Below are 25,641 nucleotides of genomic sequence, written 5' to 3'. Positions count from 1 at the left end.
GAGATATATTAAAAATGGATGTTACTTTAAAAGATTCAAGTTTAAATGATGCTGAAGTAATTCTAAAATTACAAAAACAATGTTTTAAAGATGATTATATGTTTTATCAAGACGATGAAACGAGTCCATATTGCGAGAATATAGACGATATAAAATTGGGGATTATACAAAATCATCATTTTACAATTGTAGCTCAAAATAAAATTATTGGAGTAATTGAAGTAAAAGAAGCAAGGGATAGATATCATCTATATAAATTATTTGTACATGAGAAACAACAAGGTAAGGGAATAGGCAAAAATATAGTAAGAAAAATGTTTAATATATTATCGAAAGAAAAATATTGGACTGTATATACACCTCATAAAAACTTTAAAAACCACTATTTTTACGAATCTTTAGGTTTCAGAAAATATGGAGAGGCTAGGATAACTGATGATTTAAAACTTTTCAAATATACTAAACAATAGTGACTTTTTTGTAGAATCAATATCGTTCTTTATTAAAACAACATTTCATTTTGAAACGATTAATAGACTCCTTATGCATAAAGGAGTCTATTTTGTACTTCTGATAATCATCGATTATGTAAACTAGTTAGGAGACAAAGTATGTCCGAAATAAAACATCAAATCTTTATATCTTCAACATATATTGATTTAATTGATGAAAGACAAAAAGTTGTAGAAAGTGTTATAGAAAGTAGTAATATACCTGCTGGTATGGAATTGTTTACCGGAGAAAATGTTGAACAATGGAACATTATAAAACATTGGATAGATGAATCAGATGTGTTTGTTCTTTTATTAGGTGGTAGATATGGTACTTTAGCAAGTGATGAAAATATTAGTTACATTGAAAAAGAATATAATTATGCACAAATAAAAGGAATACCAACATACATTTTTGTTTTATCTGATGCTTATTTATATAAAAAACAAGGCGAGTATTCAGGGTTAGATATTTTTGAAAAAAACAATAAAGATAAGTATAAATTATTTAAAGATAAAATTCTAAAACAATACGCTAAAATGGACATTAATAATCTAGATAATTTAAAAAATGTGGTATATAAAACACTTATTGATAATAAAAAAATTGGAGTGGTGGTTGGGTAAAAAATACCCATTCTAAAGTGGATTTTTTAATAGAAAAAAGTAACAGAGATATTGAATTATACAAAAAACAAAGAGAAGATTTAGTAAAAGTAAAAAATATAATTAAAAAAACTATGAAAACAATTCTTATATATCCATTTTTTCAATTTTAGATCTTAATAAATTTTGTGAATATTATGGTGAACAAGACCCTTTAAAGAAATATTTAAATAAATCTGTTCAGCATAATGTAGATAATATGTTACAAAGTTTATCAGAATATATACGTATTGTTGAAGATCATAAAATTTTTCTAAAAGATGAAGTACATTTTAAATTTAGGTCTTATGGAAATAAATATGGACACAGAGGTGAATGGATAGATATTTCAGAAGAAGATATGCTGAAAATTGAAAACGATTTTGATGATTTGTCTAAAAAAATATTTAATATGTATAATGAGATAACAAAAGAATTAGAACCGTATTTGTAATAATATTTTAATATTCATAAATGATCAAATTTACCCATATTATATAACCTCCTTTGAATATATTTCAATCATAAACCTTAGACCGCGATATCAAGCAAGTGATTTATTAAAACTTTTTTAAATACAACCGCCTAGTTAGATTATTTCGCCTCACTAATAGAAATTCCTCGTTCCAGCATTTCTATAACGCGGTGATAGACTAAACGCTTTTGGGGATCTTTAGCATTGGGAGAATAAAGTACAGGTCTGCCTTTATATACTCCTTTTTCTTTTGCTACTTTAATTCCTTGTGCTTGTCGACGCTTGCTTTCATTTCTTTCTTGTTCAGAAATCATTGCTAAAATTTGAATAATTAAATCCTTCATGAACTTATCTAATGATGGGTTCCCAATTGCTTCATTCATCATGGGCAAGCTTGTAATCATGAATTGAACTTCTTTTTCCTTTAAATAGTTAACCGTTTGAATAAACTCATCATAATTCCTACCTAATCAGTCGATGGATTCTACAACTAAACAATCTCCCATGAGTATAAAACTTAATACTTTTAAAAAAACAGGTCTATTTTCAATCGATTTGCTCGATTGTTTTCTGTGAATATTCTTTCAGCACCAAAAGATTGTAGGTTTTCGATTTGTCTATCTAAATTCTGATATATGATCGAAAATCTTGCATATCCGACTATCATTTTAAGCGCCCTTTCTCACACACCCTAAATAACATGAATTAGTATCTTGAAAAAATTGGATAATAATTTATAGTTGGTACATCAAAAAGTCCAATAACTAATACGAATAGTTACAACTGACATCTATTAAACTCTTTATTATTGTAATAGTAACATGTTATTTGTTACAAGTTACTATTACTTTTGGTATTTTTAGTAACGCTGTTTTAGACGTACTTCAAGAAAAGATTGATAAATGTAAACAAGAAACTCCAAACGACTTAACAGACATTATTGATAAAATTACAACCAACATTTTAAGATAATACGTCTATTACATAATTTTAATGAACACGATTAAAAGGGTTTATTTTTTCAATTTATAGTAATTGTACACTGCGTCTAATTGATATATATTTAACCTATATAAAAAATGGTTCTGTTGCAAAGTAAAAAAGTATAGCTAACCACTAATTTATCATGTCAGTGTTCGCTTAACTTGCTAGCATGATGCTAATTTCGTGGCATGGCGAAAATCCGTAGATCTGAAGAGACCTGCGGTTCTTTTTATATAGAGCGTAAATACATTCAATACCTTTTAAAGTATTCTTTGCTGTATTGATACTTTGATACCTTGTCTTTCTTACTTTAATATGACGGTGATCTTGCTCAATGAGGTTATTCAGATATTTCGATGTACAATGACAGTCAGGTTTAAGTTTAAAAGCTTTAATTACTTTAGCCATTGCTGCCTTCGTTGAAGGTGCCTGATCTGTAATTACCTTTTGAGGTTTACCAAATTGTTTAATGAGACGTTTGATAAACGCATATGCTGAATGATTATCTCGTTGCTTACGCAACCAAATATCTAATGTATGTCCCTCTGCATCAATGGCACGATATAAATAGCTCCATTTTCCTTTTATTTTGATGTACGTCTCATCAATACGCCATTTGTAATAAGCTTTTTTATGCTTTTTTTCCAAATTTGATACAAAATTGGGGCATATTCTTGAACCCAACGGTAGACCGTTGAATGATGAACGTTTACACCACGTTCCCTTAATATTTCAGATATATCACGATAACTCAATGCATATCTTAGATAGTAGCCAACGGCTACAGTGATAACATCCTTGTTAAATTGTTTATATCTGAAATAGTTCATACAGAAGACTCCTTTTTGTTAAAATTATACTATAAATTCAACTTTGCAACAGAACCATGAAATTAGTAAAAAAGGTGGTGTAGCTGATACTTATCTTAAATATTTAGAGTATAATTTAGATGTTTTAACCAATGGTTTAGAAAAGTAAAAATTTTAAAAAAGCAGAGCTATGTCTTTATAGACAATAGTTCTGCTTTTTATCATTTATAAAAAAATATATTTTAAATTTTACGAAATAGTATAATGTTACTAATATTTTCAATCCTCAAATGAGAATGAATATCCTTTGATAACGGTATTTAAATTAGATTAAAAGGGATTTATATGGTAATATAGATTATAATAATTATAATCTATATTATATTGTAATTTAGATTTATTATAATTTGTTGGGGAGGCTTTATATGTTTAGAAAGTATAAACAACATGCTGCACTAATCAATACTATAATATGTGCATTTTTAATTTTAGTAGGAATTATTTTAAACTCATTAGATTTATTTACTTATTCTATCAAAATTTATTTATTAGCTTTTATCATTGGAGGATTCTTAAGTGCAAAAGAAGGGTTGAATGAATTAATTAAAGACAAACATTTCAATGTTGATTTATTAATGATTTTAGCTGCAATTGGTGCGTCAGTAATTGGTTATTGGATGGAAGCAGCTTTGTTGATATTTATATTCTCCTTAGCTGAAACAATGGAAAAGATGGCTGAAGAAAAAACAAAAAATACAATGACTGAACTTTTAAAAATCACACCAGATCTCGCTAGACGTATAAGTACAGATGGGACAATTGATATTATTTCCACACAAGAGTTGGAAGTAGGTATGTTTGTTCAAGTGCCAAAGGGAGAAACTATTCCTATAGATGGTGAATTAACTTCTGAATATGCTGTCATTAATGAATCGGCTATAACTGGAGAATCTATTCCTATTGAAAAAAAGAACAAGGAAAATTTAACCGGAGGGACGCTCAACGAAGGTGAAACTTTTGAGATGCAAGTTACAAAAAATATCGATAATACATTGTTTTCAAAAATAATTCGACTTGTCGATGAAGCTCAGTCTTCTCCTTCACATACTGCAAGTTTTATAGAAAATATAGAAAGTATTTATGTCAAAATAATACTTCTTGGTGTGCCATTATTTATCTTATTGACTCCATCTATATTGAATTGGAGTTGGGAACAAGCTTTTTATAGGGGCATGGTTTTATTGACTGTTGCATCGCCATGTGCACTTATTGCAAGCGCTACTCCCGCAACATTATCTGCAATCAGTCGTGCTACAAGACGAAATATGCTATTTAAAAGCGGAAATGCAATAGATGTACTCAATCAAGTTAAAGCAATAATATTTGATAAAACAGGAACACTAACAATAGGACAGCCTACTGTTCAGGAATCATTTTATATGTCTAATGTCGAACAAAAAGAATTAAAAAAAATATTAAAATCAGCAGAAAACGAAGCAACACACCCTATAGCTCAAGCACTTGTAAAACATTTAAATGACGTTGACATAATACCTCTTGATTATGTAAATAATATCACAGGAAAAGGATTACAAGTTTATTATAATAATCATGAATGGCGCATTGGTAAATTGGAATTTGTCACAAACAGGGTATTGGATTTAGATATACAACAAAAAATAAATAGCATTCCCCCAGTTTCAACACAAGTCTATGTCTCTAAAGATAATAAGTTAGAAGCTTATTTTTCACTATCAGATCAAATTAAAGATGATACTATAGATGCTATTTCTAAGTTGAATAAAATGAATATACACACAATTATGGTTACAGGGGATAATTTTCAAACAGCAAATGAAGTTGCAAGAACTATTGGAATTAAAGAAGTTTATGCAAATAAACTTCCTCAAGAAAAAGCGGAAATTGCAAAAAAAATTAAAAATGAATATGAAACTATAGCTGTGGTTGGAGATGGGATTAATGATGCGCCAGCTCTTGCAATTGCTGATGTCGGATTTTCAATGGGAAATGGTACAGATATTTCAATGGAAACTTCAGACGCAATTCTTATGCAAAATGATTTAATTCAAATCCCTTTTTCAATAAGCCTATCATTAAAGTTAAAAAAAATTGTTAAAGAAAATATTATTTTTTCATTAAGCATTATAGTAATATTGATTTTCACCAATATTCTTCAATTAATTAATTTACCTCTTGGTGTTATAGGACATGAAGGCAGCACAATTCTTGTAATTATAAATAGTTTAAGACTCTTATATTTTAAAGATGATTTTAAGAACTTTAGTTAAAGAATTAAATAGTATAACAATCATTATTAAGAAAGAATTTGATTTTGAAATGATTAATTGACTTTTTTCAAAAAGGTCTATTTTATGAATATATATAGATATATTTTCAATCTTAAAATCTATTAATAATTGAAATAGCATAAAGCTTCCTTCTCTCTTTCAACTTAAAAAGACTAATAGTATGAAATACTAATAAAGTAGCGTTGTACGATATCTAATTACCACCCCCCTTCAAAAGAGTTTCTATAATTAGGAGTTGGAGAAGATTGCCGACGATATTGATGTCTCATAGGCCAAGCCGTCCAACCTTGGCTACCTTATCCATAAAACCTATTAAAAATAGACTAAGCAGAAATGACTGGTTAATCTTATAATACGAACAGGTCAATTCATTAGAAAATAGAGTTTTTATTAAATTACCACTTTAAGAATTTAGTGTTGTTCGTAAGGGACTCCTTAAGATCATTATCTAATAAAGTGTCAATTTTGAAAGGTTTTTGTAAGGAAAATCGATGTTGCTTTTTTATTTTCTTTATTATAATTGAATTATAGTTAATTAGAGAGGATTGTTTTTATGAAAAAATTACTTATTGTAAGTGTAGGATTTGCCATATGCTTATTAACTGCATGTTCGCCACAGACATTGCAAACAATTGGTTCAACTAAATATTATGTAAAAATTGTTGATGATGGTGAGAAATATAAAGAATCAGGTTATTCCAGATATAAATATAATATGACGGGTTTTGATGAAAATGGAGAGTTAAAAAGACTCTCTTTTACAGCTGAAAACCAAGTTGAAAAAGAGTCTTATTTAAAAGTTTATTACAAGAAAGATGAAGTGATTACCTATGAAGAGGTAGATGCTGATAACGTCCCTAAAAAGGCACAGGAGTTATTGGAAGGGAAGGGAACTAAAAGTTCTCTTTAACAAAAGACCTAATCTCTGACTATATCAAACTAATATTATTAGATAAAGCTAGTAATATTAGTTCAAAAACACTTCATTATTGAGACACATTCTGATTTTGAAACGATTAAAACACATACATATTATGTATGTGTTTTTGCTATACTTATATCTATTAATTAATGTAATTACTAAAGGTCGGTACAATAATACTTGAAAGTAAAAGATTAATATTGAAATTTTCATTTTCTATGGCATAAATTTTCTCTACTAAATCGCAATTTTTTATATGAAGTTAAAGAACTATAAAAAGTGTAAGGAGCAATTTATATTTTCTCCATTTCTCCTCCCTCTAATACTGTACTTTTACTTATTCGCTTTCCAGCAATTTAAATTTATCTTCTAATGTTTGAAGCCCTTTATCTATAATATTTTTTTGTTCTATTAAATTTTTTTGATGTTCTAAAAATATATCTTTTCGTTTCATTTTGGTAGAACTTCCTTGATGATACAATTCAGCAATTTCTTTTAACTTTGATACAGGCATATGTGTCTGACGCATACATTTTATAAACTCAATCCAATATAGATCCTCTACTGAAAAATCTCTATAGCCATTCTTATTTCTGGTAACAAATGGAAAAAGCCCTGCTTTGTCATAGTATCGAATAGTATGTTCACTGATGCCTAAATTATCGGCTACTTGCTTTACTTGCATAATTTACCTCCTAAAAAAGGTGACTTTATAAAGTCACCTTTTTGGTCTATTTAATAAGTTGAACTAGTAAATCTTCATAGTCATTATGGATAATAGCTTCAAACCCAAATGTTGATACCATATCACTCTTTAATGACTCCACAGTGTTATAACCAATGAGTTCAGGATCATCTATTTTTAAACCAATTCGTTTAATGTCATTATGGAATAAATTATTTTGATGAGATAGCTCAATTATTTCTTCAGCTAAAGATTTAACGTAATTATTACTTGGCAAAGATACGTTCTTATCATCTATGACCTTTTCTTCCGTAATAATCTTAATATCTGTTTCATTTTCTTTAAATATTGCTAAAAAGTAATACATATCAAAATGACCTCCTTATTCTTTAAAGTTAACTAGCGTGTCGTATAACCGCCATTTGCAAATAATGTTTGTCCATTTATCCACCAACCATCTAAAGTTAAGAAAGTGATAATCGGTGCGATGTCTTCAATATTTGTAAGCTGATTATGAAGTGCTTGAGATTTATGGAATGCCACAGCATCTTCGCCTTCTTGAGGGTAGAAGAAAGGTGTATCCATTGGTCCAGGAGCCACCGCGTTAACTGAAATGCCTCTATCCATAAACTCTGATGATGCTGCGCGTGTATAATGCTCGACGGGCGCTTTTCCTCCAGCGTAAGTTGAATAAAATCCTGTATAAGCAGCAAGCAATGCAGTCGCTAGAGTGATAATTTTACCATTATCATTCATAGATTTTTCAGCATATTTAATAAAGAAATAAGCTGACTTTGCATTGATGTCTGCCATACTATCGAACTCTTCTTCAGTCGTTTCTGAAATAGGTTTTTTAAGTACTTTTCCTACTGTATTTATTGCGATATCAACTTTTCCAAACGTCTCTTCAGCATGTTGGAATAAAGCTTGGACATTACTAACCTTAGTTAAATCACCAGAAAATAATGTGCCTTGTCCACCTAGTTCTTCAACTTTTGAAAGTGTATCTTTAGCATCATCTAAAGACTTTTCATTATGATAATGGATTACTAATTTAGCCCCATCTTTAGCGTAAGTAGTACTTAATAAGCCGCCAAGGTTCTTAGCACCACCAGCAATAACTACAACTTTGTCTTGTAAACTATTAAATTTACCCATATTATATAACCTCCTTTGAATATATTTCAATCATAAACCTTAGACCGCGATATCAAGCAAGTGTTTATCTGATGTTTTTTGGTATTGGTTTAGTTGGAATAATAACGGGTTCAATAGCAACTTATTTTCTGAAAGGTAATAAGAAGTCTAATATAAAAGGTCGTTTAAAATAATGGGCAAAGATTAATTAAAATCATCAGAAATTAAACAACTAAAAGTTTAAGTATAAGCAAAATAATTTTTAGGTTGACCTAATTTATGCTATAATATTCATTGATAAATTTAATGTTCAATGAGGAGATTTTTAAAGTGAAGAAAAGTTTAGAAGAAATAAATGGAAAAGTTTCTTTTGATAGCGAAGCAAATGGTATCAAGAAACTAATAATGTATTTAGGCCCTGGACTTCTTGTTGCTGTAGGCTATATGGATCCAGGTAATTGGATTACTTCAATGGCAGGAGGAGCACAATTTGGATATACATTATTATTTATAATATTATTATCTAGCTTATCAGCCATGTTACTTCAAAGTATGTGCGCTCGTTTAGGTATTGCGAGTGGTATGGACTTAGCTCAAGTAACTAAACACATGAGTAATAAGCCGTTGTCGATAGCATCCTGGATTGTTACAGAATTAGCAATTATGGCTACAGATATTGCAGAGATCATTGGTAGTGCGATAGCATTAAATCTACTTTTTGATATACCTTTAGTAGTGGGAGTAACTATTACTGTATTAGATGTTTTACTTTTACTAGTAATTATTAAATTCGGTTTTAGAAAGATTGAAGCTATCGTAGGTGTATTAATTTTTACAGTACTTTTTATCTTTATATTTGAAGTTTACTTTGCTTCTCCAGAATGGAGTGCTGTTTTAGGTGGCTTTATTCCAAGTACAGAAATAGCTACCAACAATGGTGTGTTATACATAGCTTTAGGTATCATTGGTGCAACAATCATGCCTCACAATTTGTATTTACATTCTTCAATTGTCCAATCACGTAACTATATACGTAAAAGTAAAGCCAAGAAAAAAGAGGCTATTAAATATGCTATTATTGATTCACATATACAACTTTCAATTGCATTTATTATTAATTGTTTAATTTTAATATTAGGTGCAGCTCTATTCTTTGGTAATGGTGAAGACTTAGGACGATTTTATGATTTATATAATGCCTTACAAGAATCAGATTTTGCAGGAGCTATAGGTGGTGCTGTTATGAGTACATTATTTGCCATAGCTTTGCTAGCTTCAGGGCAAAATTCAACCATTACTGGCACATTATCAGGACAAATTGTCATGGAAGGGTTTTTGAATATAAAAATTCCTCAATGGGCAAGAAGATTAGTTACTAGATTAATCGCTGTGATTCCTGTATTCATATGTTTATGGTTATATGGTTCAAGTACTTCTAAAATTGAAGATCTATTAATTTTCACACAAGTGTTTTTAAGTCTTGCATTACCCTTTAGTATTATTCCTTTAACGTTAGCAACAAATAACCCTAAGATAATGGGAAAAGAATTTACAAATAAAACATGGATTAATATTATTGCTTGGGTTTTAACAATCATATTAAGTATATTGAATATACATCTAATTATAGAAACATTTAATGAATTTTTATAATTTAATTGATTTAAAAACACATCTTCTTAATAACATAAGAAGATGTGTTTTCGTATATTTAGAGCCTACCCTAATTAAATAATAGAACGTCCTTATAAAATGCTGATTCCTTTTGTATGGTTAGGGTGTATTAAATCGTCAATGTATAAAATGCTTATAAAAGAAATATTATATTGACTAGAAAAATCTCTGAATAATTTGAAAACACAACTAATACAAATCATTTTTAGTTTTAAATTAAAAATATAATTTTCTTTTGCAATATATTATTATAATATAGACTTAATAATGATATGAGAGGGGGGATTTTATGATATGTACAAACTGTGAAAGACATGTTCAAAAAAATGATAAGTTTTGCATGCATTGCGGTCATAGATTAGAAAGTAATAATATAAAAAATGAAACAAAGATACATAATGAAAAATGTCCTATTTGTAAAACAAAAATAGATAGTGAAGATAAATTTTGTATGTACTGTGGTCATAGTTTGAAAGTATTAAAAAATGATAAAAAAAATATTAATCAAAGTAAGAAAATCTCAGAAAAACAAGCAAAGGATACTATTGATCTTAAATATGAAGCTAAAAATTTGTTTGAAAATACAACTAAAACTATAGGCAGATTAGCTGGTAGTGATGAAAAATTAAAATTAAATTTAAAAGATATGTTTTCTGAAGTATTCAAGTCACATTCTAAAGATGAATCAGATGAAATATTTATAGCTGGGACTAGTAGTACAACCCCACTTTTAGATGAAGTATCAGAAGAATGGGGGAAGCCTTGGGTGTTTTCAAGAGTATTTTTAGCGTTTGCAGTTACTTTTGCTGCGTTATGGGTATTAAGTGATATATTCGAAAATACTTTAGCAATACCTGGTTTAATATTTATAGGTGCTTTAATAGTTCCATTAACAGGTTTGTTCTTTTTCTTTGAATCTAATGCTTTTAAAAATATTAGCTTATTTGAAGTTTTAAAAATGTTTTTTCTAGGTGGCGTTTTATCTTTAATCAGTACAATGATTTTATATAACTTTGTTACATTTAGTGATGAATATTATTTATTTGGTTCTATGACTATACTTGATGCAGGGATAGTTGGACTAGTGGAAGAAACTGGAAAAGCTATAATAATTGTCTACTTTACGAATAAATATAAAACAAATAAAATTTTGAATGGATTATTAATTGGTGGAGCCATTGGGGCCGGTTTTGCAATGTTTGAATCTGCTGGATACATATTGAGTTATGCTGAAATGTTTGGTGATGGAATAATTAGTGTAGTATTCACAAGGGCATGGACTGCTATTGGTACTCATTTAGTCTGGTCTGCAATTATTGGTGCAGCAATCGTTATAACAAAGGAAAATAAAAATTTTGAATACAACAATATTACAGATAAACGTTTTTTATTTTTTTTCTTTTCATCAGTAGTATTACATGGTATTTGGGACACTTCTTTTTCATTATTTGGTAGTTTTTCATTTAAATATATAGTATTAACAATAATAATTTGGTTGTTAGTTTTTATACTAATGAAAGCTGGTTTAAAACAAGTAAATATATTACAAGAAGAAGCACAATCCTTAAATGAAAATATAAATTAATGAAATTTAATTGTTAGCAAAAATTAGGTAGTGAGACATCTATATAATGTTTTTAATTAAAGAAGAGATATTAATAACTATATAAAAAGGAGATGTATATTTGAAATATTGTAATAATTGTGGAAACAGATTACAGAATGAACAAAAGTTTTGCGATAAATGTGGCCAGAATGTAGATATTAAAAAAAATAATATTAATGAGCACACTTATACTAGTGCAAATTATAACTCACAAGTTCCAAAAAATAATAATTCTGGAAAAATAGTGATGATAATAGTATTAATTTTAATAACTTTATTATTATTAGGCGGTTTATTATTCGGGGCTTATAAATTATTTTTAGACAATGATGATTCTATCTCTAGTAATTCTAACAATAATAGTTACGATGAATCCAATAATAGCGAAGATGAAGATTATCCATCGATTAACGTTTTGTCAGAGACATTTAGTACCAATTTTATGAATCAAGATCGTAGAAATGGATTTGGTTATGTTAATTTAGGAATGAGTAAATCTGAAATAGATAATAAATTTGGAAATTCTGAAGGTAACGTCAATATAGCAGGTATTTCAGCAAAAAAATATGGGAATATAGCAATACAGTATAATAAAAATACAGTTTCTAGATATTTTATAATCCCTGATGATCTTAGTATATATCAATTTGAAGATTACCACGGTGATCCTACCATGAAGGCTGACGAAGGTGGAGTTATTTATGATGATAATGCACATAACAGTTACACTATTAAAGTATATGTTAATGAAAGTGGAAAAGTAATTGGTATAGAAAATGTAGATCAAATTGCGAGAAATGACTCAGACACTTCAGATAATGATGAGGTTGATAGTAAATATCAAGCTGAAAATCTTGCTGATGCCTATCTTACCAAGAATTATGAAGATTATTGGATTCATTCAGTCGATGAATATAATGGAGTTTATAGAGTTAACTACGGTGAAGGTAATGCAAGTCACGCACATGATGCAGTATACATCGACCAAGAAAACGGAAAAATCACTGAAACTGACCCAAATGAATAGACTTATTAAAGTCAAATAATAGTTTAGAATATATATAAAAAGCACTTCGCATATTAATGTGCGAGGTGCTTTTAGATACAAATACAAAAATTAGAGCTTATTTCAAATAATTTTATATCCAATCACCAATTTATAAATATGATAAATTACGCTTGCATCGTTTTATTGCCACTCGATCTTTATATTTTTATGGGTTTTGTTGCAAATTTGGAATTATATTATAATTTTAACAAAAAGAAGGGGACTATATGAATCATTTCAGATATAAACAATTCGATTAAGACGTAATTACTATAGCCGTTAACTACTACTTAAGATAGCCCTCAGTTATCGTGATATATCTGGAATATTGAGAGAGCATGATATTAACGTTCATCATTCAACTATTTATCGTTGGCTTCGTAAAAATGTGATTACAAATGAGTTTATACGTTTATTAAGCGTCTTATCAAACAATTTGCTAGACCTCAAACTATTGTTACCGATCACGCACCTTCAATGAAGGTAGCTATATTTAAATTGACTAAAAATTTTAAACTTAATAAAGATTGCCATTGTACTTCTAAATATCTTAATAACTTAATTGAACAAAATCATTGTCATATTAAAGTGAAAAAACAGATATAAAAGTTTGAATACCGCTAAAAACACAATTAAAGGTATTGAGTGTGTTTATGACTTATATAAAAAGAACTGTAGGTCTCTTCAAGTCTACAGCTTTTCGCCTTGCCATGAAATTAATTTCATGTTACTCAGTTAAGTAAAGACTAATTTAAAATGATGGATTAATTATTTATTTTCAGACTATGCAACAAAACCTTATTATAAATAAAGACCAGAAAATTACTGGTCTTTATTTAATTTGTATATTTTAGCTAGTTCTAATTCTATTTTCAGTTGTCTTTGTATCTTGACATGCAAATACTATAAATACAATAGCAAAAGGAAGTAGTAAAGCTTGAATCGATGTACTAACATTATCACCAACCATATATGGTTGGGCAAACCACTGAATAGATAAAGGGATAACTCCCCAATATATAGATTTGCTAACATCTCTCATTCTTCTTGCACTTATTGAAATTAAAGGTAAGTATAAAACAGCTAATAATAATTGGTCTAAGAAAGTCTCTTGAGCATATACAGCTACTAAGAAGAATTCTAAAATAACTATTGATATTAAATAGAATAAATAAAACCACCAAAACCCTCTACGTGAAGTCAATCCTTGATAATTAAAAATATTTTTCCAACCATCTATATATAATTCCCAAGGGTTTCTTTGGTGATTTCCTGTGTAAATATTAGAATTTGGATAACGGTTAAATTCATTTTCATATTGTTGTCTTGAATTTTTATTTGAATTATTTAAAATCAATTCATTACCGCAGTTAGGACAAAATTTAGACATATTATCAACTTTAGTTCCACAGTTTGAACAAAACATAATTCTCATCCCTTTTTCAAAAAATTTATACTTTAGTTTCATTTCCAAATAAAATTGGTAAGCTTTTAACATAATTTTTATACTATATATTTTAACATAATAATTTAATTGTAGGAATTTTAAATTAGGAAACACAATAATAATTATGTTTTTACTAAAACCTTCGATTTTGACACAAAGCTTCTTAAAGTGACAAAGAAGGTTTTCTTGATTATTTAAATCCATAAACTTGTCTTATAATCAATGTATGAAAATTATTTAAAAATATGAGCTTTTAGAAAGCTTAGGTATCACTGTAATTATTGCAGTGATACTTTTTATTTTGGGTTTTGTCTATTTTGAATATCTTCTTGCTCTTTCTTAGCACCGTTTAAAATTTCATCTATATGATAAAAGCCATTTACAATGATGATAGAAAGAATAATTAATCCAATGCCCTTAAGCCAACTTTTGGGAGACGTAGGCTTTTGTCTCTTTAAAAAAAACATGCCAATTAACGTTGCGACTACAATGATTACGAATAGATATATCATATATCATCTTCCTTTTTATAAAAATTAAATATCAAGAAAAAATTAACTTAACTTTGAAATAATATTAACATAAAGAGATGTTTTTTCAACGTTCTCTAAAACATTGAATTTAATAATATTATTCTCTCAGTTTCATTATTTGTTTAGCGCTATATCTTTATATTAAAATAAAGTGCGATATAATTTAGTATGAAGTTATTACATAGGAGCTGTTCAAGCGATGAAATGGATTTTATTTGATAAAGATGGCACGTTAATATATTTTGACGGTAGTTGGATGAAGATTGGCTTACAACTCGTCGACGATTTTATGGAAGCATACAAGGACGATATACATGATATAGATGCAGCATATAAGCATTTAGGTATCGTAGATGGAGAAATTCAACCTGGAACAATAATGGCTTCAGGCGCTTTAGAAGAAATGGTCAAAGCGTTATGTGATATTGCTGGTCAGGACGTTTCGAAGTGGGCACAAAAAAGGAGCCAAACACTTGTTGATAATAGAGTGCCAGAAAATGTTCTGGTAGAAGGTATTTATGAAACGTTGGAGACGCTACAAAACCAAGGTTATAAAATGGGTATAGTAACAAGTGATTCTAAAAAAGGCGTAGAACAATTTTTAGAAGTAACTCAATTTGATCATTTCTTTGATGTAGTCATATCTACGGAGGCTAATGCAGTTGAAAAGCCTAATCCAGAAGTGCTTAATCCCTTGTTTAACAACTACGACGTATCACCACAAGATGTAATCATCGTGGGTGATACCGCCAATGATATACAAACAGGTGTAAATGCTAAGTTAGGCCTTAAGATTGCTGTACTAACGGGCGTAGGATTAGAACAAGAACTTAATAAAGCTGACCATATTGTAGATAACGCGAATGACGTTCTAGGAATATTAAATCAATATGCGTAGTTCACAAATTGTGTCATAATATACGTATCGTATATTATGACTTTTTTCTTTAATATAAACATAGAGGTGATTGTATGATTGATGGAAAATACGCAGATTATAAAGGCGAAACTTATAAAGTAGTTGAAATTGTTGGTAATGAATTGGTGCTAGCAACAGAAGACGAAAAGGCATTGGAACATGGTTTTGAAGCACAAACAGCAAATCAATCAGCGCATACATTATATTTCAAACGTATCCCGAGAGATGATGTTGATGAGCTTTATGCGTTATTTCAAGAAGCGAGATATGAAGGTGCCGTTTTTGATTTATACCAAGATACAGAACAACAACTTTATATTGGGACAGAAGATCAAGACAAAGCGAGTTCATTTGGATTAGATCAAACAGATGAACATTATTATAGTAAGTATGTGACAGAAGACGAAATTGAAAAAATAATCTACCGCCGACATATTGAGTAGTACATTGTTATAGCAATGAAAAAGGAGTGAGACATAATAATTGTCCCACTCCATTGTTTTTTATAGCTGTTTTTTCTTCTTGATAATTTTTGTTTAAATGATGGCAGTGATTTGGCCAACTCCTGGTGAGTTAATAAAACGATAGTAAAAGACTACAGACTGAGACCGTGTCCTAGGCAAGTGAGTATGAAATAAATAGAAAAGCCGGAACGGAATTTAAGAAAAATATGCACAAAAAAATGCCAACAAAGTCAGATGCTTTGTTGACACTTTATTTGTATTAGCGTTGATCTACTTTACGATGTGTCTCAATAATATGACGAATCTTATCAATGACTGGGTTTAATGAGTCTGGATCTTCATGTAAATCATATTCATTAATATTCACACGTACAACAGGACATGCGTTAAATTCGCTTATCCAGTCGTCGTAACGTTTGAATAGTTTTTGCCAATATTCTGGGTCAGTTTCCATTTCCATCTGGCGACCACGCTGTTTAATGCGATCAATGACTTCATCGTAATCACATTCTAAATAAATCAATACATCTGGTTTAGGGAAATAAGGCGTCATGACCATGGCGTTAAATAATTCTGAATATGTTTCAAAGTCTTCTGGGCTCATTGTACCTTGTTCTTCATGCATTTTAGCGAAAATGTCGACATCTTCGTAAATCGAACGGTCTTGGATGAAACCACCGCCATATTCAAACATGCGTTTTTGTTCTTTAAAACGTTCAGCTAAGAAATAAATTTGTAAGTGGAAACTCCAACGCTCAAAGTCGTTGTAAAACTTATCGAGGTAAGGGTTATGGTCCACGTTTTCAAATGAAGTTCTAAAATTCAGGCGTTCGGCTAAAGCTTTTGTTAATGTTGATTTTCCTACGCCTACAGTACCAGCGATAGTAATCACAGCATCTTGAGGGATACCGTATTTATTCATGCATTTGTCCTCCAATCAGTGGCTTCACTAATTCTAAAATATAATTATAGTCATCATTGTGTTTAACAAAATCAAGGCGTGTCGTGTCGATGCGAATGACGCGTTCTCCGTCAGCTTTTAACGAATTATAATAGGCATTATAATCACGCTTTAAATTAAGTAGGTAGTCATCCTCAATTTGATGTTCAAAACTGCGGTTACGTAGTGCTATACGGTCCTTTAAAGTTTCTAATTCTGCATCTAAAAAGATGATAATATTGGGCATTTCCAGATCTTCAGTTAAAATATCATAAATTCTTGAGAATTTACTGTATTCGGCACTCGTTAAGGTATTATGTGCGAAAATTTTATTTTTATAAATGTGATAATCACTAACGATACCACTTTCATTTGAAACAAGATCTTGGAATTGTTTGTAACGATTACATAAAAAGAACATTTCTGTTTGGAAACTCCATTTAGAAATATCTTCATAGAAATCTGATAAAAAAGGATTTTCATTTACAATTTCTTTTTCTTCATAGTAATTGTAAGTTTGACTAAGTTTGTGCGCTAAAGAAGACTTTCCGACACCAATCGGGCCTTCAACAGCAATAAATTGTTTTTTCATATTTACCGCTCCAATGTTAAAATAGACAATAAATATTGTACCATATGTGAGGTGTAAGACACATGACAACTGACCAAGATTTTATGAAAATTGCGATTGAAGAAGCAAAAAAAGCAGGGGATATTGGTGAAGTGCCTATTGGTGCTGTCATTGTTCGAGATAATGAAGTGATTGCAAGAGCACACAATTTGCGAGAATCATCACAAGACCCAACTGCACACGCTGAGCATCTTGCAATTCAGAAAGCTGCTGCTGTCGTCGGTAGTTGGCGCTTAGAAAACTGCCGACTTTATGTCACGCTAGAACCATGCGTGATGTGTGCTGGAACGATTGTAATGAGCCGTATTCCGTATGTAATTTATGGAGCCAAAGATCCCAAAGGTGGCTGTGCAGGTAGTCTCATGGACCTGTTACAAGAACCAAGATTTAATCATCGTGCAACGGTTCAAACAGGTGTATTAGAAGAAGCATGTAGCCAATTATTAAAAACATTTTTTAAAAATTTAAGAAAAAATAAAAAAATCATACAAACAGCCGATAATACAAATCACTAAAGATTTGGTAGAATATGAGTGTGTTACAAATTTGTGGCAAATGAGAATGGTGTGTAATTAAGATTGTGTTATCGATCATAGAAGGAAACGAGGTAAATTAATGATAAAATTAATTGCAACAGATATGGATGGTACATTATTAAATGCGGCACATGAGATATCAGAAGAGAATATTAAGGCGATTCAATATGCACAATCGCAAGGCATAACAGTAGTTATTGCTACGGGACGTGCTTTTTATGAAGCCAATTCACCTGTAAATCAAACAGATTTGAAAGTGCCTTACATCTGTTTAAATGGTGCAGAAGTGAGAGATGAATCTTTTAATATCATGAGTACATCTAAATTGAATCGTGAGTTAATTAATAGAATTACAACTGAGATGGATAAGGAAGATATTTATTATCAAGTTTATACAAACTTAGGTATCTACACTGAAAACCCTCAACGCGATTTAGAAATATATATAGATATTGCAGAACGAGCTGGTCAAAAAGCAGACGTAGAAAAAATTAAAGCTGGTATTCAAAAACGAATTGATAATGGTACTTTAAAAGTTGTAGATAATTATGACAAGATTGAAGATACCCCTGGAGAAATTGTTATGAAAATCCTTGCTTTTGACAGTGATTTAGAAAAAATTGACCGTGCAAGTGAGAAACTAGCACAATCAGAAAGTCTTGCAATTTCTTCTTCTTCAAGAGGCAATATTGAAATTACACACTCAGATGCACAAAAAGGCATCGCGTTAGAAACGATTGCAGAGCGTCTTAATATAGATATGGAAAATGTTATGGCAATAGGTGATAACATGAATGATATTTCTATGCTAGAGCGTGCTGGTTACTCTGTAGCGATGGATAACGCAACGCCTGAAGTAAAAGCAGTGTCTAAGTATGCTACAGACACAAATGAGCAAAGTGGCGTCGGAAAAGCGATTATGAAATTGCTCAAAGAAAATAATGAAATTTAGTATGAGGAGAAGTGTATTATGAAAGGTTTAATCATTGTAGGGAGTGCGAAATTAGGTTCACATACAACAGCGCTATCCCAATATTTAAAAGGGCATTTTGAAGAACATGATTTTGAAGTTGAAATTTTTGATCTTGCAGAACATCCAATTCACCAACTTGATGTTTCAGGTGCTTCTAGTCCAAGTGAAACATATAAAAATAATTTAAGTACATTACAAGCTAAAGCAAGAGAAGCGGACTTTTTCGTCTTAGGATCTCCGAATTATCACGGTTCATACTCTGGTATTTTAAAAAATGCTTTAGATCATTTAACTATGGATGATTTCAAAATGAAACCTGTAGGCCTTATTGGTAATAGTGGAGGCATCGTAAGTTCAGAACCGCTATCACATTTACGTTTAATTGTACGTACATTATTAGGTATTGCAGTACCAACACAAATTGCTACGCATGATACAGATTATAAAAAATTAGACGATGGTACATTATATTTAGATAATGAAGAATTCCAATTACGTGCTAGATTATTTGTAGATCAAATCATTTCTTTTGTTAAAAATAGTCCTTATGAACATTTAAAATAAGTTAAATGATTAAATTATACTAAAATAACTGTTAGGTTTCTAAATAGGGCCTAACAGTTATTTTTATGTATGTTATTTTGAGCTTGATGGCTTTAAAATAGAAGTTACGATTGTATGATATTGATCTAAAATCGACTTTATTTTAGGTAGGTCTATATTATGTAAATGAATGCAACGCTCATCATATGCATCTCTAGATTTTTTTAATAGCCCCAACTCAATGAGATTGTTGATTTGTATTGAAATGGGTGTGTTGTGACTATACAACAACCTTTTGAGTTCTACCGCTTCAATACTTTCTTTGTTAATATAAAGTAATTTATCCAATATAATTATTTCAGCAAATGTAAGGTTCAAATTTTGTTTTACTACTTTTTTAATTAATTTTCTCTTTTCTTCGTAAGTTATTATATTCATGTTATCACCACATTAAGTTATTTGTTCTTTGTTGTATTATTTTGAAATTTTTAATACCTTCTATAATAGGTTGTTTATTATTAAATCCTTAAGGGCTTACACCTTTGATTGCTTGGAAATGATATATATAATCTTTAAGTGAATGGAAGTGATACTGTCTCCATACAAAATCTAAAGTATCACCATTTAATAAAGCACATGTTGAAAAGTGAATTTTTGAAGCAATAATGTAGTTTGATAAGGTACAACACATAAGTGCTGAAAATTCACGCGATAAAAAGCTGTTATTTACAAAAAATTGATGCGCAATATCTTGGCAAATTAATTTTCTTTCACAGTTGTTATTAATATATTGAATAACGTCTCTAATCAATATATGTTTAAAATTCCGTTCAGATTTAGAGCGAGGAGTTGTATTTATGGTATTAAGATAAGTCGCTTTAATTAAATATAATAATTTTCGTTCTATATCTTTAGTGTTTGATTGATTTAACATTGATAAAATGACGTCGTTATAAAGTGTTTTTAAATCGGGACTATCTTCATCTATTATATTATGTTCATTTTGAGCATACTTATTCAAAATTTTATAATAATAGTAATTATTTTATAGATAGACATAATAACGTGCCTTCAAAGTTGATATCATTAATACATTCATAGTCATGAATATAAAATATATCTCCTGTACGATAATGTTGAAAGTCGTTATTTTTTAGTATTGTAATTGCTCCATCAAAAATGAAATAGATATTTAAAAAATGGTTAGTACGTAAACATTTAAAATTGGATGTTTTATTATTATATATCTTTAAATCATAATCCATTATTTATTTCACCACGCCAATATACTAAGAAGCATCTCTTCTATAATAATTTTAATACGAAAAGTGTATATCGGACATTAACAAAATTTAACTCTTGATACACATTATTTTAAAATTAATATGCGAGTTTAGATTTTAGAGTAAATAATTTAATAGTAACGCTTAAAATTTTACTTTTTAATAATTAAAAACATAACGTCAAATAGATAATCTAGAAAAATTGAAATTACATTTACTAGAGATATTCAAATTTTGAACAAAAAAAGAGTACTAATAAATATATATTAGTACTCCTATAATAAATAAAGCGTATGAGTTAAATTGTATTTAACTATTTATGGTATTTTAATTTAGCAAAAGCATCGTGTTGGTGAATAGATTCTTCATTGCGACATTCTATTTCAAAACCATCAAGCCACTCAAAACCTACCAAATCTGCAGCGATAAGACGGATAAGGTCTTCTACAAATCTTGGATTTTCATAAGCGTGTTCTGTAACACTTTTCTCATCAGGACGTTTTAGAATAGGATATAAAATAGAGCTTGCATTAGCTTCCATTGCATCTAAAATGACTTCTTTATAATCACCTATTAAATCAACATCTTTATTTAGAAAAGCTTTTACAGTGATAATACCACGTTGGTTGTGTGCTGAGTACTCGCTAATTTCTTTTGAACAAGGGCAAAGTGTAGTCACCGCAGCTTGGATTGTAATCTCTTTACGGGTTACATCATCTTTATCAATCGCTAAACCATAAGTTACATCGGCATGACCAACAGCTTTGATTTGAGTGACTGGGCTATAACGGTCGAAGAACCATTTAGCTGAGACATCTAAACCAGCAGAGTTTTGTTCCATGCTAACTTGTAAACTACGTAATAATTGATAAAGTGCGTCAAAATTTAATTCAATGCCATTATTATAGTGCTTTTCGACACTTTCTAATATACGGCTCATATTAATGCCTTTTTCGTCTTGATTTAAACTGGTTGAAAAACTAAAGTTTCCAGCAGTTTGGAAACGATCTACAAGTACTGGGTAAACTAAGTTTTTAATACCTACCTCTTCGATTTCAAACAAGAAATCTTTATGTGTACTTTGTAAGTCTTTCATATTTTCTTTTTCAGTTGGTTTCGTACCTTCGATAGGATCAACAGAACCAAAGTGCTTCCATCTTCCTTCTCTAGTAGATAAGTCAAATTCTGTCATGCTATTGCCTCCACTTAAGATTCAAAGTTATAAGTCCAATAAGGTTCTACTTCTAAGAAACTGTGTGCTTCTCCAGGTACGTCAGGTGTTGCAAGTGACTCCAGGAATGGACCTGTTTGAGATGCATGTGCTTCGAATGTACGTAGTTTAACCTCTTTATAATCACTGATCTCATTTAGAATGTCTGGTGCACCTAATTTTTCATGTGCGTCATTACTAAATGCTACAAGCTGTAAACGTGGTCTTTCAGATGCTGGCATACGACCAACCGTTCTCACGACTGCTTCTGCAGTAGCTTCATGGTCAGGATGAACAGCAAACTGCGGATAGAAAGAAATGATGACAGATGGTTGTAATTCATCAATGAGGGATTTAACCATTGCATCCATTTCATCATGTGGTTCGAACTCTACAGTTTTATCTCGTAAACCCATTTTACGTAAATCAGTTATGCCTATTGCTTCCATTGCTTTTTCTAATTCTTTTTCACGAATATCTGGTAATGTCTCACGCGTAGCAAAAGGTGGATTGCCTAAATTGCGTCCCATTTGTCCGAGTGTCAAACATGCGTACGTGACTGGAACTCCATTATCGATATAGCGTGCTAATGTGCCTGCAGATGAGAATGATTCATCATCTGGATGTGGAAAAATTACTAATACTTGGCTTTCCTCTGCCATGATACGCCCTCCTTATGCTTTGAACGGTTGAGTACTAATTTCTAAAGCAGCAGCTAATTGACCTTCATAGTTAAACCCTGCTAGCAGAAACTCACCATTCTCATTCACTTCATAATGTGTTAATCCTTGGACATAGACCCAACCGCTATCTTTCAATTTAAGACCGACACGGAAAGGATCTTTGTTGCCACCTTTAAGTTGAGCGTGTTCGTAAGTCACTTGAATATTTCTCAAAAAAGTTCCCGCATTAAATACACGTTGGTCAAAGTGAGCAGCATATGCACCATTTGTTGTTTCAACATGTAAGTATACAGGTTTATGCTCATATGAAGAAAGTAATGCTTGTACTTCCTCATTGTTTATTTGTTCCAAAATTTTGCCTCCTTGCTTCCAAACCCAACATTACAAAATTCAATTATTTATATTTACTTAACACAATAGATTTCTATGATATAAGTCTATACTTTAGTGTAAACCGACTCGTATACATTTTCTACCAGAAAAGTGAATTTTATATCTAAGAATTGTATTTTATATTTAAGAATTGTATTTTATATTTTGATTATCTCTTCATTCTACTAAAAAGCACAGCAGAAATGTATCACTCTGCTCAATTTATATTAAAAAGTCTCAATTTAATAGTTAAATAGAGGTGGAATCCAATTCCTGTTAAAAAGATATAAAAGAAGTATAATGCATAAGTGTAATAAAATTTATATATAATTTGCATAACAATCAATTTATTATGACTGTAGTTTTAACAATAAAACATAGTATTAACATAGGTGGTAACGGGTATATTCATTTTAGGTAGAGGATATACAAGTGTTTATCGTGTTATTTTACTCGTTTAATATATAAAACTAAGGGTAAATAGCTTAAGTGCAACATTATATAGTAAGTTAAGTCACAACGATGGCTCTATAATTTAATTCAAGAAGGGATGATCATTTTGGAATTACAATTAGCAATTGATTTATTGAATAAAGAGGAAGCGGCAAAACTTGCGAATAAAGTTAAAGATTATGTAGATATCGTAGAAATTGGTACACCAATCGTTATTAATGAAGGTTTACCAGCGGTTCAACATTTAAATGATAATATAGAAGGCGTAAAAGTACTTGCAGACTTAAAAATTATGGATGCTGCAGACTATGAAGTAAGCCAAGCAGTTAAATTTGGTGCAGACGTAATAACAATTTTAGGTGTTGCTGAAGATGCATCAATTAAAGCAGCAGTTGAAGAAGCACATAAAAGTGGTAAAGAATTGTTAGTAGATATGATTGCAGTACAAGATTTAGAAAAACGTGCTAAAGAATTAGACGATTTAGGCGCAGACTATATCGCTGTGCATACTGGTTATGACTTACAAGCTGAAGGTCAATCTCCTTTAGAAAGTTTACGTAAAGTTAAATCAGTTATTTCTAATTCTAAAGTAGCTGTTATTGGTGGTATTAAACCAGATACAATTAAAGAAGTTGTAGCAGAAGAACCAGACTTGGTTGTAGTTGGTGGCGGTATTGCTAACGCTGACGATCCAGTTGAAGCTGCTAAACAATGTAGAGATGCGATTGAAGGCAGATAATATGACTGAAATTACAAATTATCGTTTAATATTAGATGAATTAGACCATACACTATCACACGTTAAAGATAGTGAAGCAAAAACGTTTTTAACACAAGTGGTTGAAGCGAATCAAATATTTGTTGCAGGAAAAGGTCGCTCTGGCTTTGTAGCAAATAGTTTTGCAATGCGTTTAAATCAATTAGGCAAATACGCGCATGTTGTGGGTGAGTCTACGACGCCGTCTATTACTGAAAATGATTTGTTTGTTATTATCTCTGGGTCAGGTTCGACAGAGCATTTAAGATTATTAGCAGATAAAGCTAAAGCTGTTGGTGCAGAAGTTGTATTATTATCGACAAACCCGGCTTCAGCGATAGGTGAACTTGCAAATGCAGTTATTGAATTACCGGCAGGGACGAAATATGATGCTGAAGGTTCAGCACAACCCCTAGGTAGCCTATTTGAACAAGCATCACAAGTGTTTTTAGATAGTATTGTTTTAGACTTAATGACTAAGTTAAAAGTTGATGAAGAAGCAATGCAACAAAACCACGCAAATTTGGAATAACCAAATATAAGTGTTAATAAAAGTAAAAAGAGAGAGGAAACTAAATTTAAGTTTCCTCTCTCTTTTTATTTCTGTATATTAAAATTAATCTAAATGAACTCTATTATGATCTTCCATACTATTTTCTTGTGTCATATCTATACATTGTTTACATGTTATAAAAGCGATTATTGCAAGTGAAACGATGATGTTAATAGTTAAAATCTTCTTCATTTTAATCATCCTAACTGTTTAAGTTTTTATATGAATTACAATACATTAAGGTCGTTTTAAACTAGTTATTATTTTGAAAAAGGCACAATAAATAGACGTGATAAAAATTTATTGTATGTTACCTTTTCCCTGATGTTTACTTGTTAATCAAACTCAGCTAAAGCGTAAGTGTTATAGCTATGCTAAACAGTTGATTGATAACAAAGTATAGAGTATTGAGACTTTGATACTACAATTTATTTTAATATTAAAAATAATAAATTTAAAAACTATAGAAGAAAGTTAATTAGAATCTAAAAACGAATTTTAAAATGGCAACTAATGATTAATAATAAAACAAATAGGG

The 25,641-nt window shown here is 30.2% G+C and carries 29 protein-coding genes and 2 pseudogenes; 16 read left to right on the top strand and 15 right to left on the bottom strand.

Features of this window, described 5'->3' with window-relative positions:
• Positions 1 to 14: 14 nt before the first annotated feature.
• The 3 genes from NSR03_RS10210 (at position 15) to NSR03_RS10200 (ending at position 1,590) form a co-directional block, all read left to right on the top strand.
• The gene (locus NSR03_RS10210) at positions 15 to 470 is read left to right on the top strand and encodes a GNAT family N-acetyltransferase (RefSeq protein ID WP_069821227.1); all 456 of its coding nucleotides are present in this window, start codon (positions 15 to 17) and stop codon (positions 468 to 470) included.
• A 141-nt stretch (positions 471 to 611) separates the two neighbouring features.
• On the top strand, positions 612 to 1,118 hold the full coding sequence (locus tag NSR03_RS10205; RefSeq protein ID WP_002512604.1) for a DUF4062 domain-containing protein: 507 nt from the start codon (positions 612 to 614) through the stop codon (positions 1,116 to 1,118).
• A gap of 238 nt (positions 1,119 to 1,356) precedes the next feature.
• The gene (locus NSR03_RS10200; protein ID WP_002512602.1) at positions 1,357 to 1,590 is read left to right on the top strand and encodes a hypothetical protein; all 234 of its coding nucleotides are present in this window, start codon (positions 1,357 to 1,359) and stop codon (positions 1,588 to 1,590) included.
• Positions 1,591 to 1,730: 140 nt separating this feature from the next.
• On the opposite strand, the pseudogene NSR03_RS10195 reads toward NSR03_RS10200, so the two are convergent.
• Together NSR03_RS10195 and NSR03_RS10190 are read right to left on the bottom strand one after the other, a co-directional pair.
• Positions 1,731 to 2,278 (bottom strand): annotated as a pseudogene (locus NSR03_RS10195) (recombinase family protein).
• A 473-nt stretch (positions 2,279 to 2,751) separates the two neighbouring features.
• Positions 2,752 to 3,425 (bottom strand): IS6-like element IS257 family transposase gene (locus tag NSR03_RS10190; RefSeq protein ID WP_230456631.1). Its coding sequence is split into 2 segments (ribosomal slippage): positions 2,752 to 3,239 and positions 3,239 to 3,425, totalling 675 coding nucleotides; the frame shifts between segments, so codons are not numbered across the junction.
• Between the two features lie 404 nt (positions 3,426 to 3,829).
• On the opposite strand from NSR03_RS10190, the gene NSR03_RS10185 reads away from it, so the two are divergent.
• On the top strand, positions 3,830 to 5,713 hold the full coding sequence (locus tag NSR03_RS10185; RefSeq protein WP_002512600.1) for a heavy metal translocating P-type ATPase: 1,884 nt from the start codon (positions 3,830 to 3,832) through the stop codon (positions 5,711 to 5,713).
• 574 nt (positions 5,714 to 6,287) lie between these two features.
• The gene (locus NSR03_RS10180) at positions 6,288 to 6,644 is read left to right on the top strand and encodes a YxeA family protein (protein ID WP_002512599.1); all 357 of its coding nucleotides are present in this window, start codon (positions 6,288 to 6,290) and stop codon (positions 6,642 to 6,644) included.
• Between the two features lie 349 nt (positions 6,645 to 6,993).
• Here NSR03_RS10180 and NSR03_RS10175 read toward each other — a convergent pair whose 3' ends face one another.
• From NSR03_RS10175 to NSR03_RS10165, 3 genes are read right to left on the bottom strand one after another with little or no spacing between them, the layout of a single operon-like run.
• Positions 6,994 to 7,341 (bottom strand): MerR family transcriptional regulator, encoded by a 348-nt coding sequence (locus NSR03_RS10175; RefSeq protein WP_002508642.1) that lies wholly within the window; start codon positions 7,339 to 7,341, stop codon positions 6,994 to 6,996.
• A gap of 46 nt (positions 7,342 to 7,387) precedes the next feature.
• Entirely contained in the window at positions 7,388 to 7,708 is a 321-nt protein-coding gene (locus tag NSR03_RS10170; protein ID WP_002508641.1) for a hypothetical protein, read from the bottom strand.
• A 32-nt stretch (positions 7,709 to 7,740) separates the two neighbouring features.
• Positions 7,741 to 8,499, bottom strand: coding sequence for an SDR family oxidoreductase (locus NSR03_RS10165; RefSeq protein ID WP_002512597.1), 759 nt, complete (start codon positions 8,497 to 8,499; stop codon positions 7,741 to 7,743).
• Between the two features lie 285 nt (positions 8,500 to 8,784).
• On the opposite strand from NSR03_RS10165, the gene NSR03_RS10160 reads away from it, so the two are divergent.
• The 4 genes and pseudogenes from NSR03_RS10160 to NSR03_RS10145 all read left to right on the top strand — a co-directional run bounded on the left by NSR03_RS10160 (position 8,785) and on the right by NSR03_RS10145 (position 13,545).
• Positions 8,785 to 10,131, top strand: coding sequence for an Nramp family divalent metal transporter (locus NSR03_RS10160; RefSeq protein WP_240789070.1), 1,347 nt, complete (start codon positions 8,785 to 8,787; stop codon positions 10,129 to 10,131).
• A gap of 310 nt (positions 10,132 to 10,441) precedes the next feature.
• Positions 10,442 to 11,737: a PrsW family glutamic-type intramembrane protease gene (locus NSR03_RS10155; RefSeq protein ID WP_069820607.1), complete on the top strand. Its 1,296-nt coding sequence runs from the start codon at positions 10,442 to 10,444 to the stop codon at positions 11,735 to 11,737.
• A 268-nt stretch (positions 11,738 to 12,005) separates the two neighbouring features.
• Positions 12,006 to 12,785: a hypothetical protein gene (locus NSR03_RS10150; protein WP_141714479.1), complete on the top strand. Its 780-nt coding sequence runs from the start codon at positions 12,006 to 12,008 to the stop codon at positions 12,783 to 12,785.
• Positions 12,786 to 13,072: 287 nt separating this feature from the next.
• A pseudogene (locus NSR03_RS10145) lies at positions 13,073 to 13,545 on the top strand (DDE-type integrase/transposase/recombinase).
• Between the two features lie 111 nt (positions 13,546 to 13,656).
• On the opposite strand, the gene NSR03_RS10140 reads toward NSR03_RS10145, so the two are convergent.
• Positions 13,657 to 14,457, bottom strand: a complete 801-nt coding sequence (locus NSR03_RS10140; RefSeq protein ID WP_251469426.1) for a DUF805 domain-containing protein — start codon at positions 14,455 to 14,457, stop codon at positions 13,657 to 13,659.
• A 92-nt stretch (positions 14,458 to 14,549) separates the two neighbouring features.
• Positions 14,550 to 14,765 (bottom strand): hypothetical protein, encoded by a 216-nt coding sequence (locus NSR03_RS10135; protein ID WP_002508474.1) that lies wholly within the window; start codon positions 14,763 to 14,765, stop codon positions 14,550 to 14,552.
• A gap of 220 nt (positions 14,766 to 14,985) precedes the next feature.
• Between NSR03_RS10135 and NSR03_RS10130 the strand changes: the two genes are divergently transcribed.
• Together NSR03_RS10130 and NSR03_RS10125 are read left to right on the top strand one after the other, a co-directional pair.
• Positions 14,986 to 15,684: an HAD family hydrolase gene (locus NSR03_RS10130; protein ID WP_021339558.1), complete on the top strand. Its 699-nt coding sequence runs from the start codon at positions 14,986 to 14,988 to the stop codon at positions 15,682 to 15,684.
• Between the two features lie 74 nt (positions 15,685 to 15,758).
• The gene (locus NSR03_RS10125) at positions 15,759 to 16,148 is read left to right on the top strand and encodes a hypothetical protein (protein ID WP_021339559.1); all 390 of its coding nucleotides are present in this window, start codon (positions 15,759 to 15,761) and stop codon (positions 16,146 to 16,148) included.
• Positions 16,149 to 16,428: 280 nt separating this feature from the next.
• Here NSR03_RS10125 and NSR03_RS10120 read toward each other — a convergent pair whose 3' ends face one another.
• Positions 16,429 to 17,091: a deoxynucleoside kinase gene (locus NSR03_RS10120; RefSeq protein ID WP_021339560.1), complete on the bottom strand. Its 663-nt coding sequence runs from the start codon at positions 17,089 to 17,091 to the stop codon at positions 16,429 to 16,431.
• Positions 17,084 to 17,701: a deoxynucleoside kinase gene (locus NSR03_RS10115; protein ID WP_021339561.1), complete on the bottom strand. Its 618-nt coding sequence runs from the start codon at positions 17,699 to 17,701 to the stop codon at positions 17,084 to 17,086. The genes NSR03_RS10120 and NSR03_RS10115 overlap by 8 nt, the downstream gene beginning before the upstream one ends.
• A 62-nt stretch (positions 17,702 to 17,763) precedes the next feature.
• Here NSR03_RS10115 and tadA point away from each other — a divergent pair, with 62 nt between their 5' ends.
• The 3 genes from tadA (at position 17,764) to NSR03_RS10100 (ending at position 19,813) form a co-directional block, all read left to right on the top strand.
• The gene (gene tadA, locus NSR03_RS10110) at positions 17,764 to 18,255 is read left to right on the top strand and encodes a tRNA adenosine(34) deaminase TadA (protein WP_064783146.1); all 492 of its coding nucleotides are present in this window, start codon (positions 17,764 to 17,766) and stop codon (positions 18,253 to 18,255) included.
• Between the two features lie 100 nt (positions 18,256 to 18,355).
• Positions 18,356 to 19,228, top strand: coding sequence for a Cof-type HAD-IIB family hydrolase (locus tag NSR03_RS10105; protein ID WP_002508468.1), 873 nt, complete (start codon positions 18,356 to 18,358; stop codon positions 19,226 to 19,228).
• A gap of 18 nt (positions 19,229 to 19,246) precedes the next feature.
• Entirely contained in the window at positions 19,247 to 19,813 is a 567-nt protein-coding gene (locus NSR03_RS10100) for an NADPH-dependent FMN reductase (protein ID WP_002508467.1), read from the top strand.
• A gap of 72 nt (positions 19,814 to 19,885) precedes the next feature.
• Here NSR03_RS10100 and NSR03_RS10095 read toward each other — a convergent pair whose 3' ends face one another.
• From NSR03_RS10095 to NSR03_RS10075, 5 genes are all read right to left on the bottom strand, one after another.
• A complete protein-coding gene (locus NSR03_RS10095; protein ID WP_002508466.1) occupies positions 19,886 to 20,230 on the bottom strand; it encodes a MarR family transcriptional regulator in 345 nt (114 codons plus the stop codon).
• Between the two features lie 88 nt (positions 20,231 to 20,318).
• Entirely contained in the window at positions 20,319 to 20,813 is a 495-nt protein-coding gene (locus NSR03_RS10090; RefSeq protein WP_226957239.1) for a hypothetical protein, read from the bottom strand.
• A gap of 575 nt (positions 20,814 to 21,388) precedes the next feature.
• A complete protein-coding gene (gene folE2 / locus NSR03_RS10085; protein ID WP_021339565.1) occupies positions 21,389 to 22,267 on the bottom strand; it encodes a GTP cyclohydrolase FolE2 in 879 nt (292 codons plus the stop codon).
• 14 nt (positions 22,268 to 22,281) lie between these two features.
• Complete coding sequence (bshB2, locus tag NSR03_RS10080) at positions 22,282 to 22,947, bottom strand: bacillithiol biosynthesis deacetylase BshB2 (RefSeq protein WP_021339566.1); 666 nt, start codon at positions 22,945 to 22,947, stop codon at positions 22,282 to 22,284.
• Between the two features lie 12 nt (positions 22,948 to 22,959).
• Entirely contained in the window at positions 22,960 to 23,322 is a 363-nt protein-coding gene (locus NSR03_RS10075) for a YojF family protein (protein ID WP_162492976.1), read from the bottom strand.
• 577 nt (positions 23,323 to 23,899) lie between these two features.
• Between NSR03_RS10075 and hxlA the strand changes: the two genes are divergently transcribed.
• Together hxlA and hxlB are read left to right on the top strand one after the other, a co-directional pair.
• Positions 23,900 to 24,532 carry a 3-hexulose-6-phosphate synthase gene (gene hxlA, locus NSR03_RS10070; RefSeq protein ID WP_021339567.1) on the top strand — a complete coding sequence of 211 codons (633 nt, stop codon included), beginning with the start codon at positions 23,900 to 23,902 and terminating at the stop codon, positions 24,530 to 24,532.
• Between the two features lies 1 nt (position 24,533).
• A complete protein-coding gene (gene hxlB / locus NSR03_RS10065) occupies positions 24,534 to 25,082 on the top strand; it encodes a 6-phospho-3-hexuloisomerase (protein ID WP_069812734.1) in 549 nt (182 codons plus the stop codon).
• Between the two features lie 84 nt (positions 25,083 to 25,166).
• Here the strand turns inward: hxlB and NSR03_RS10060 are convergent, their stop codons facing one another.
• Positions 25,167 to 25,295, bottom strand: a complete 129-nt coding sequence (locus tag NSR03_RS10060) for a hypothetical protein (protein ID WP_002508459.1) — start codon at positions 25,293 to 25,295, stop codon at positions 25,167 to 25,169.
• Between the last annotated feature and the right edge of the window lie 346 nt (positions 25,296 to 25,641).

This window comes from Staphylococcus sp. FSL W8-1207 (assembly GCF_038003745.1).
GTDB lineage: Bacteria > Bacillota > Bacilli > Staphylococcales > Staphylococcaceae > Staphylococcus > Staphylococcus equorum.
Note: the sequence above shows the minus strand (reverse complement) of the source record. Positions and strands in the feature narration are given on the sequence as shown.

What these genes read in the sequence shown, in the direction of transcription:
- NSR03_RS10105 (WP_002508468.1), top strand. Translation starts at nt 18,356, where the DNA reads ATGATAAAATTAATTGCAACAGATATGGATGGTACATTATTAAATGCG.
- NSR03_RS10100 (WP_002508467.1), top strand. Translation starts at nt 19,247, where the DNA reads ATGAAAGGTTTAATCATTGTAGGGAGTGCGAAATTAGGTTCACATACA.
- bshB2 (WP_021339566.1), bottom strand. Translation starts at nt 22,947, where the DNA reads ATGGCAGAGGAAAGCCAAGTATTAGTAATTTTTCCACATCCAGATGAT.
- NSR03_RS10095 (WP_002508466.1), bottom strand. Translation starts at nt 20,230, where the DNA reads ATGAATATAATAACTTACGAAGAAAAGAGAAAATTAATTAAAAAAGTA.
- NSR03_RS10120 (WP_021339560.1), bottom strand. Translation starts at nt 17,091, where the DNA reads ATGAATAAATACGGTATCCCTCAAGATGCTGTGATTACTATCGCTGGT.
- NSR03_RS10115 (WP_021339561.1), bottom strand. Translation starts at nt 17,701, where the DNA reads ATGAAAAAACAATTTATTGCTGTTGAAGGCCCGATTGGTGTCGGAAAG.
- NSR03_RS10200 (WP_002512602.1), top strand. Translation starts at nt 1,357, where the DNA reads ATGTTACAAAGTTTATCAGAATATATACGTATTGTTGAAGATCATAAA.
- NSR03_RS10170 (WP_002508641.1), bottom strand. Translation starts at nt 7,708, where the DNA reads ATGTATTACTTTTTAGCAATATTTAAAGAAAATGAAACAGATATTAAG.
- NSR03_RS10155 (WP_069820607.1), top strand. Translation starts at nt 10,442, where the DNA reads ATGATATGTACAAACTGTGAAAGACATGTTCAAAAAAATGATAAGTTT.
- NSR03_RS10205 (WP_002512604.1), top strand. Translation starts at nt 612, where the DNA reads ATGTCCGAAATAAAACATCAAATCTTTATATCTTCAACATATATTGAT.
- NSR03_RS10160 (WP_240789070.1), top strand. Translation starts at nt 8,785, where the DNA reads ATGTTCAATGAGGAGATTTTTAAAGTGAAGAAAAGTTTAGAAGAAATA.
- NSR03_RS10060 (WP_002508459.1), bottom strand. Translation starts at nt 25,295, where the DNA reads ATGAAGAAGATTTTAACTATTAACATCATCGTTTCACTTGCAATAATC.
- hxlB (WP_069812734.1), top strand. Translation starts at nt 24,534, where the DNA reads ATGACTGAAATTACAAATTATCGTTTAATATTAGATGAATTAGACCAT.
- NSR03_RS10175 (WP_002508642.1), bottom strand. Translation starts at nt 7,341, where the DNA reads ATGCAAGTAAAGCAAGTAGCCGATAATTTAGGCATCAGTGAACATACT.
- NSR03_RS10140 (WP_251469426.1), bottom strand. Translation starts at nt 14,457, where the DNA reads ATGGATTTAAATAATCAAGAAAACCTTCTTTGTCACTTTAAGAAGCTT.
- NSR03_RS10130 (WP_021339558.1), top strand. Translation starts at nt 14,986, where the DNA reads ATGAAATGGATTTTATTTGATAAAGATGGCACGTTAATATATTTTGAC.
- NSR03_RS10185 (WP_002512600.1), top strand. Translation starts at nt 3,830, where the DNA reads ATGTTTAGAAAGTATAAACAACATGCTGCACTAATCAATACTATAATA.
- NSR03_RS10180 (WP_002512599.1), top strand. Translation starts at nt 6,288, where the DNA reads ATGAAAAAATTACTTATTGTAAGTGTAGGATTTGCCATATGCTTATTA.
- NSR03_RS10165 (WP_002512597.1), bottom strand. Translation starts at nt 8,499, where the DNA reads ATGGGTAAATTTAATAGTTTACAAGACAAAGTTGTAGTTATTGCTGGT.
- NSR03_RS10150 (WP_141714479.1), top strand. Translation starts at nt 12,006, where the DNA reads ATGATAATAGTATTAATTTTAATAACTTTATTATTATTAGGCGGTTTA.
- tadA (WP_064783146.1), top strand. Translation starts at nt 17,764, where the DNA reads ATGACAACTGACCAAGATTTTATGAAAATTGCGATTGAAGAAGCAAAA.
- NSR03_RS10210 (WP_069821227.1), top strand. Translation starts at nt 15, where the DNA reads ATGGATGTTACTTTAAAAGATTCAAGTTTAAATGATGCTGAAGTAATT.
- NSR03_RS10135 (WP_002508474.1), bottom strand. Translation starts at nt 14,765, where the DNA reads ATGATATATCTATTCGTAATCATTGTAGTCGCAACGTTAATTGGCATG.
- NSR03_RS10125 (WP_021339559.1), top strand. Translation starts at nt 15,759, where the DNA reads ATGATTGATGGAAAATACGCAGATTATAAAGGCGAAACTTATAAAGTA.
- folE2 (WP_021339565.1), bottom strand. Translation starts at nt 22,267, where the DNA reads ATGACAGAATTTGACTTATCTACTAGAGAAGGAAGATGGAAGCACTTT.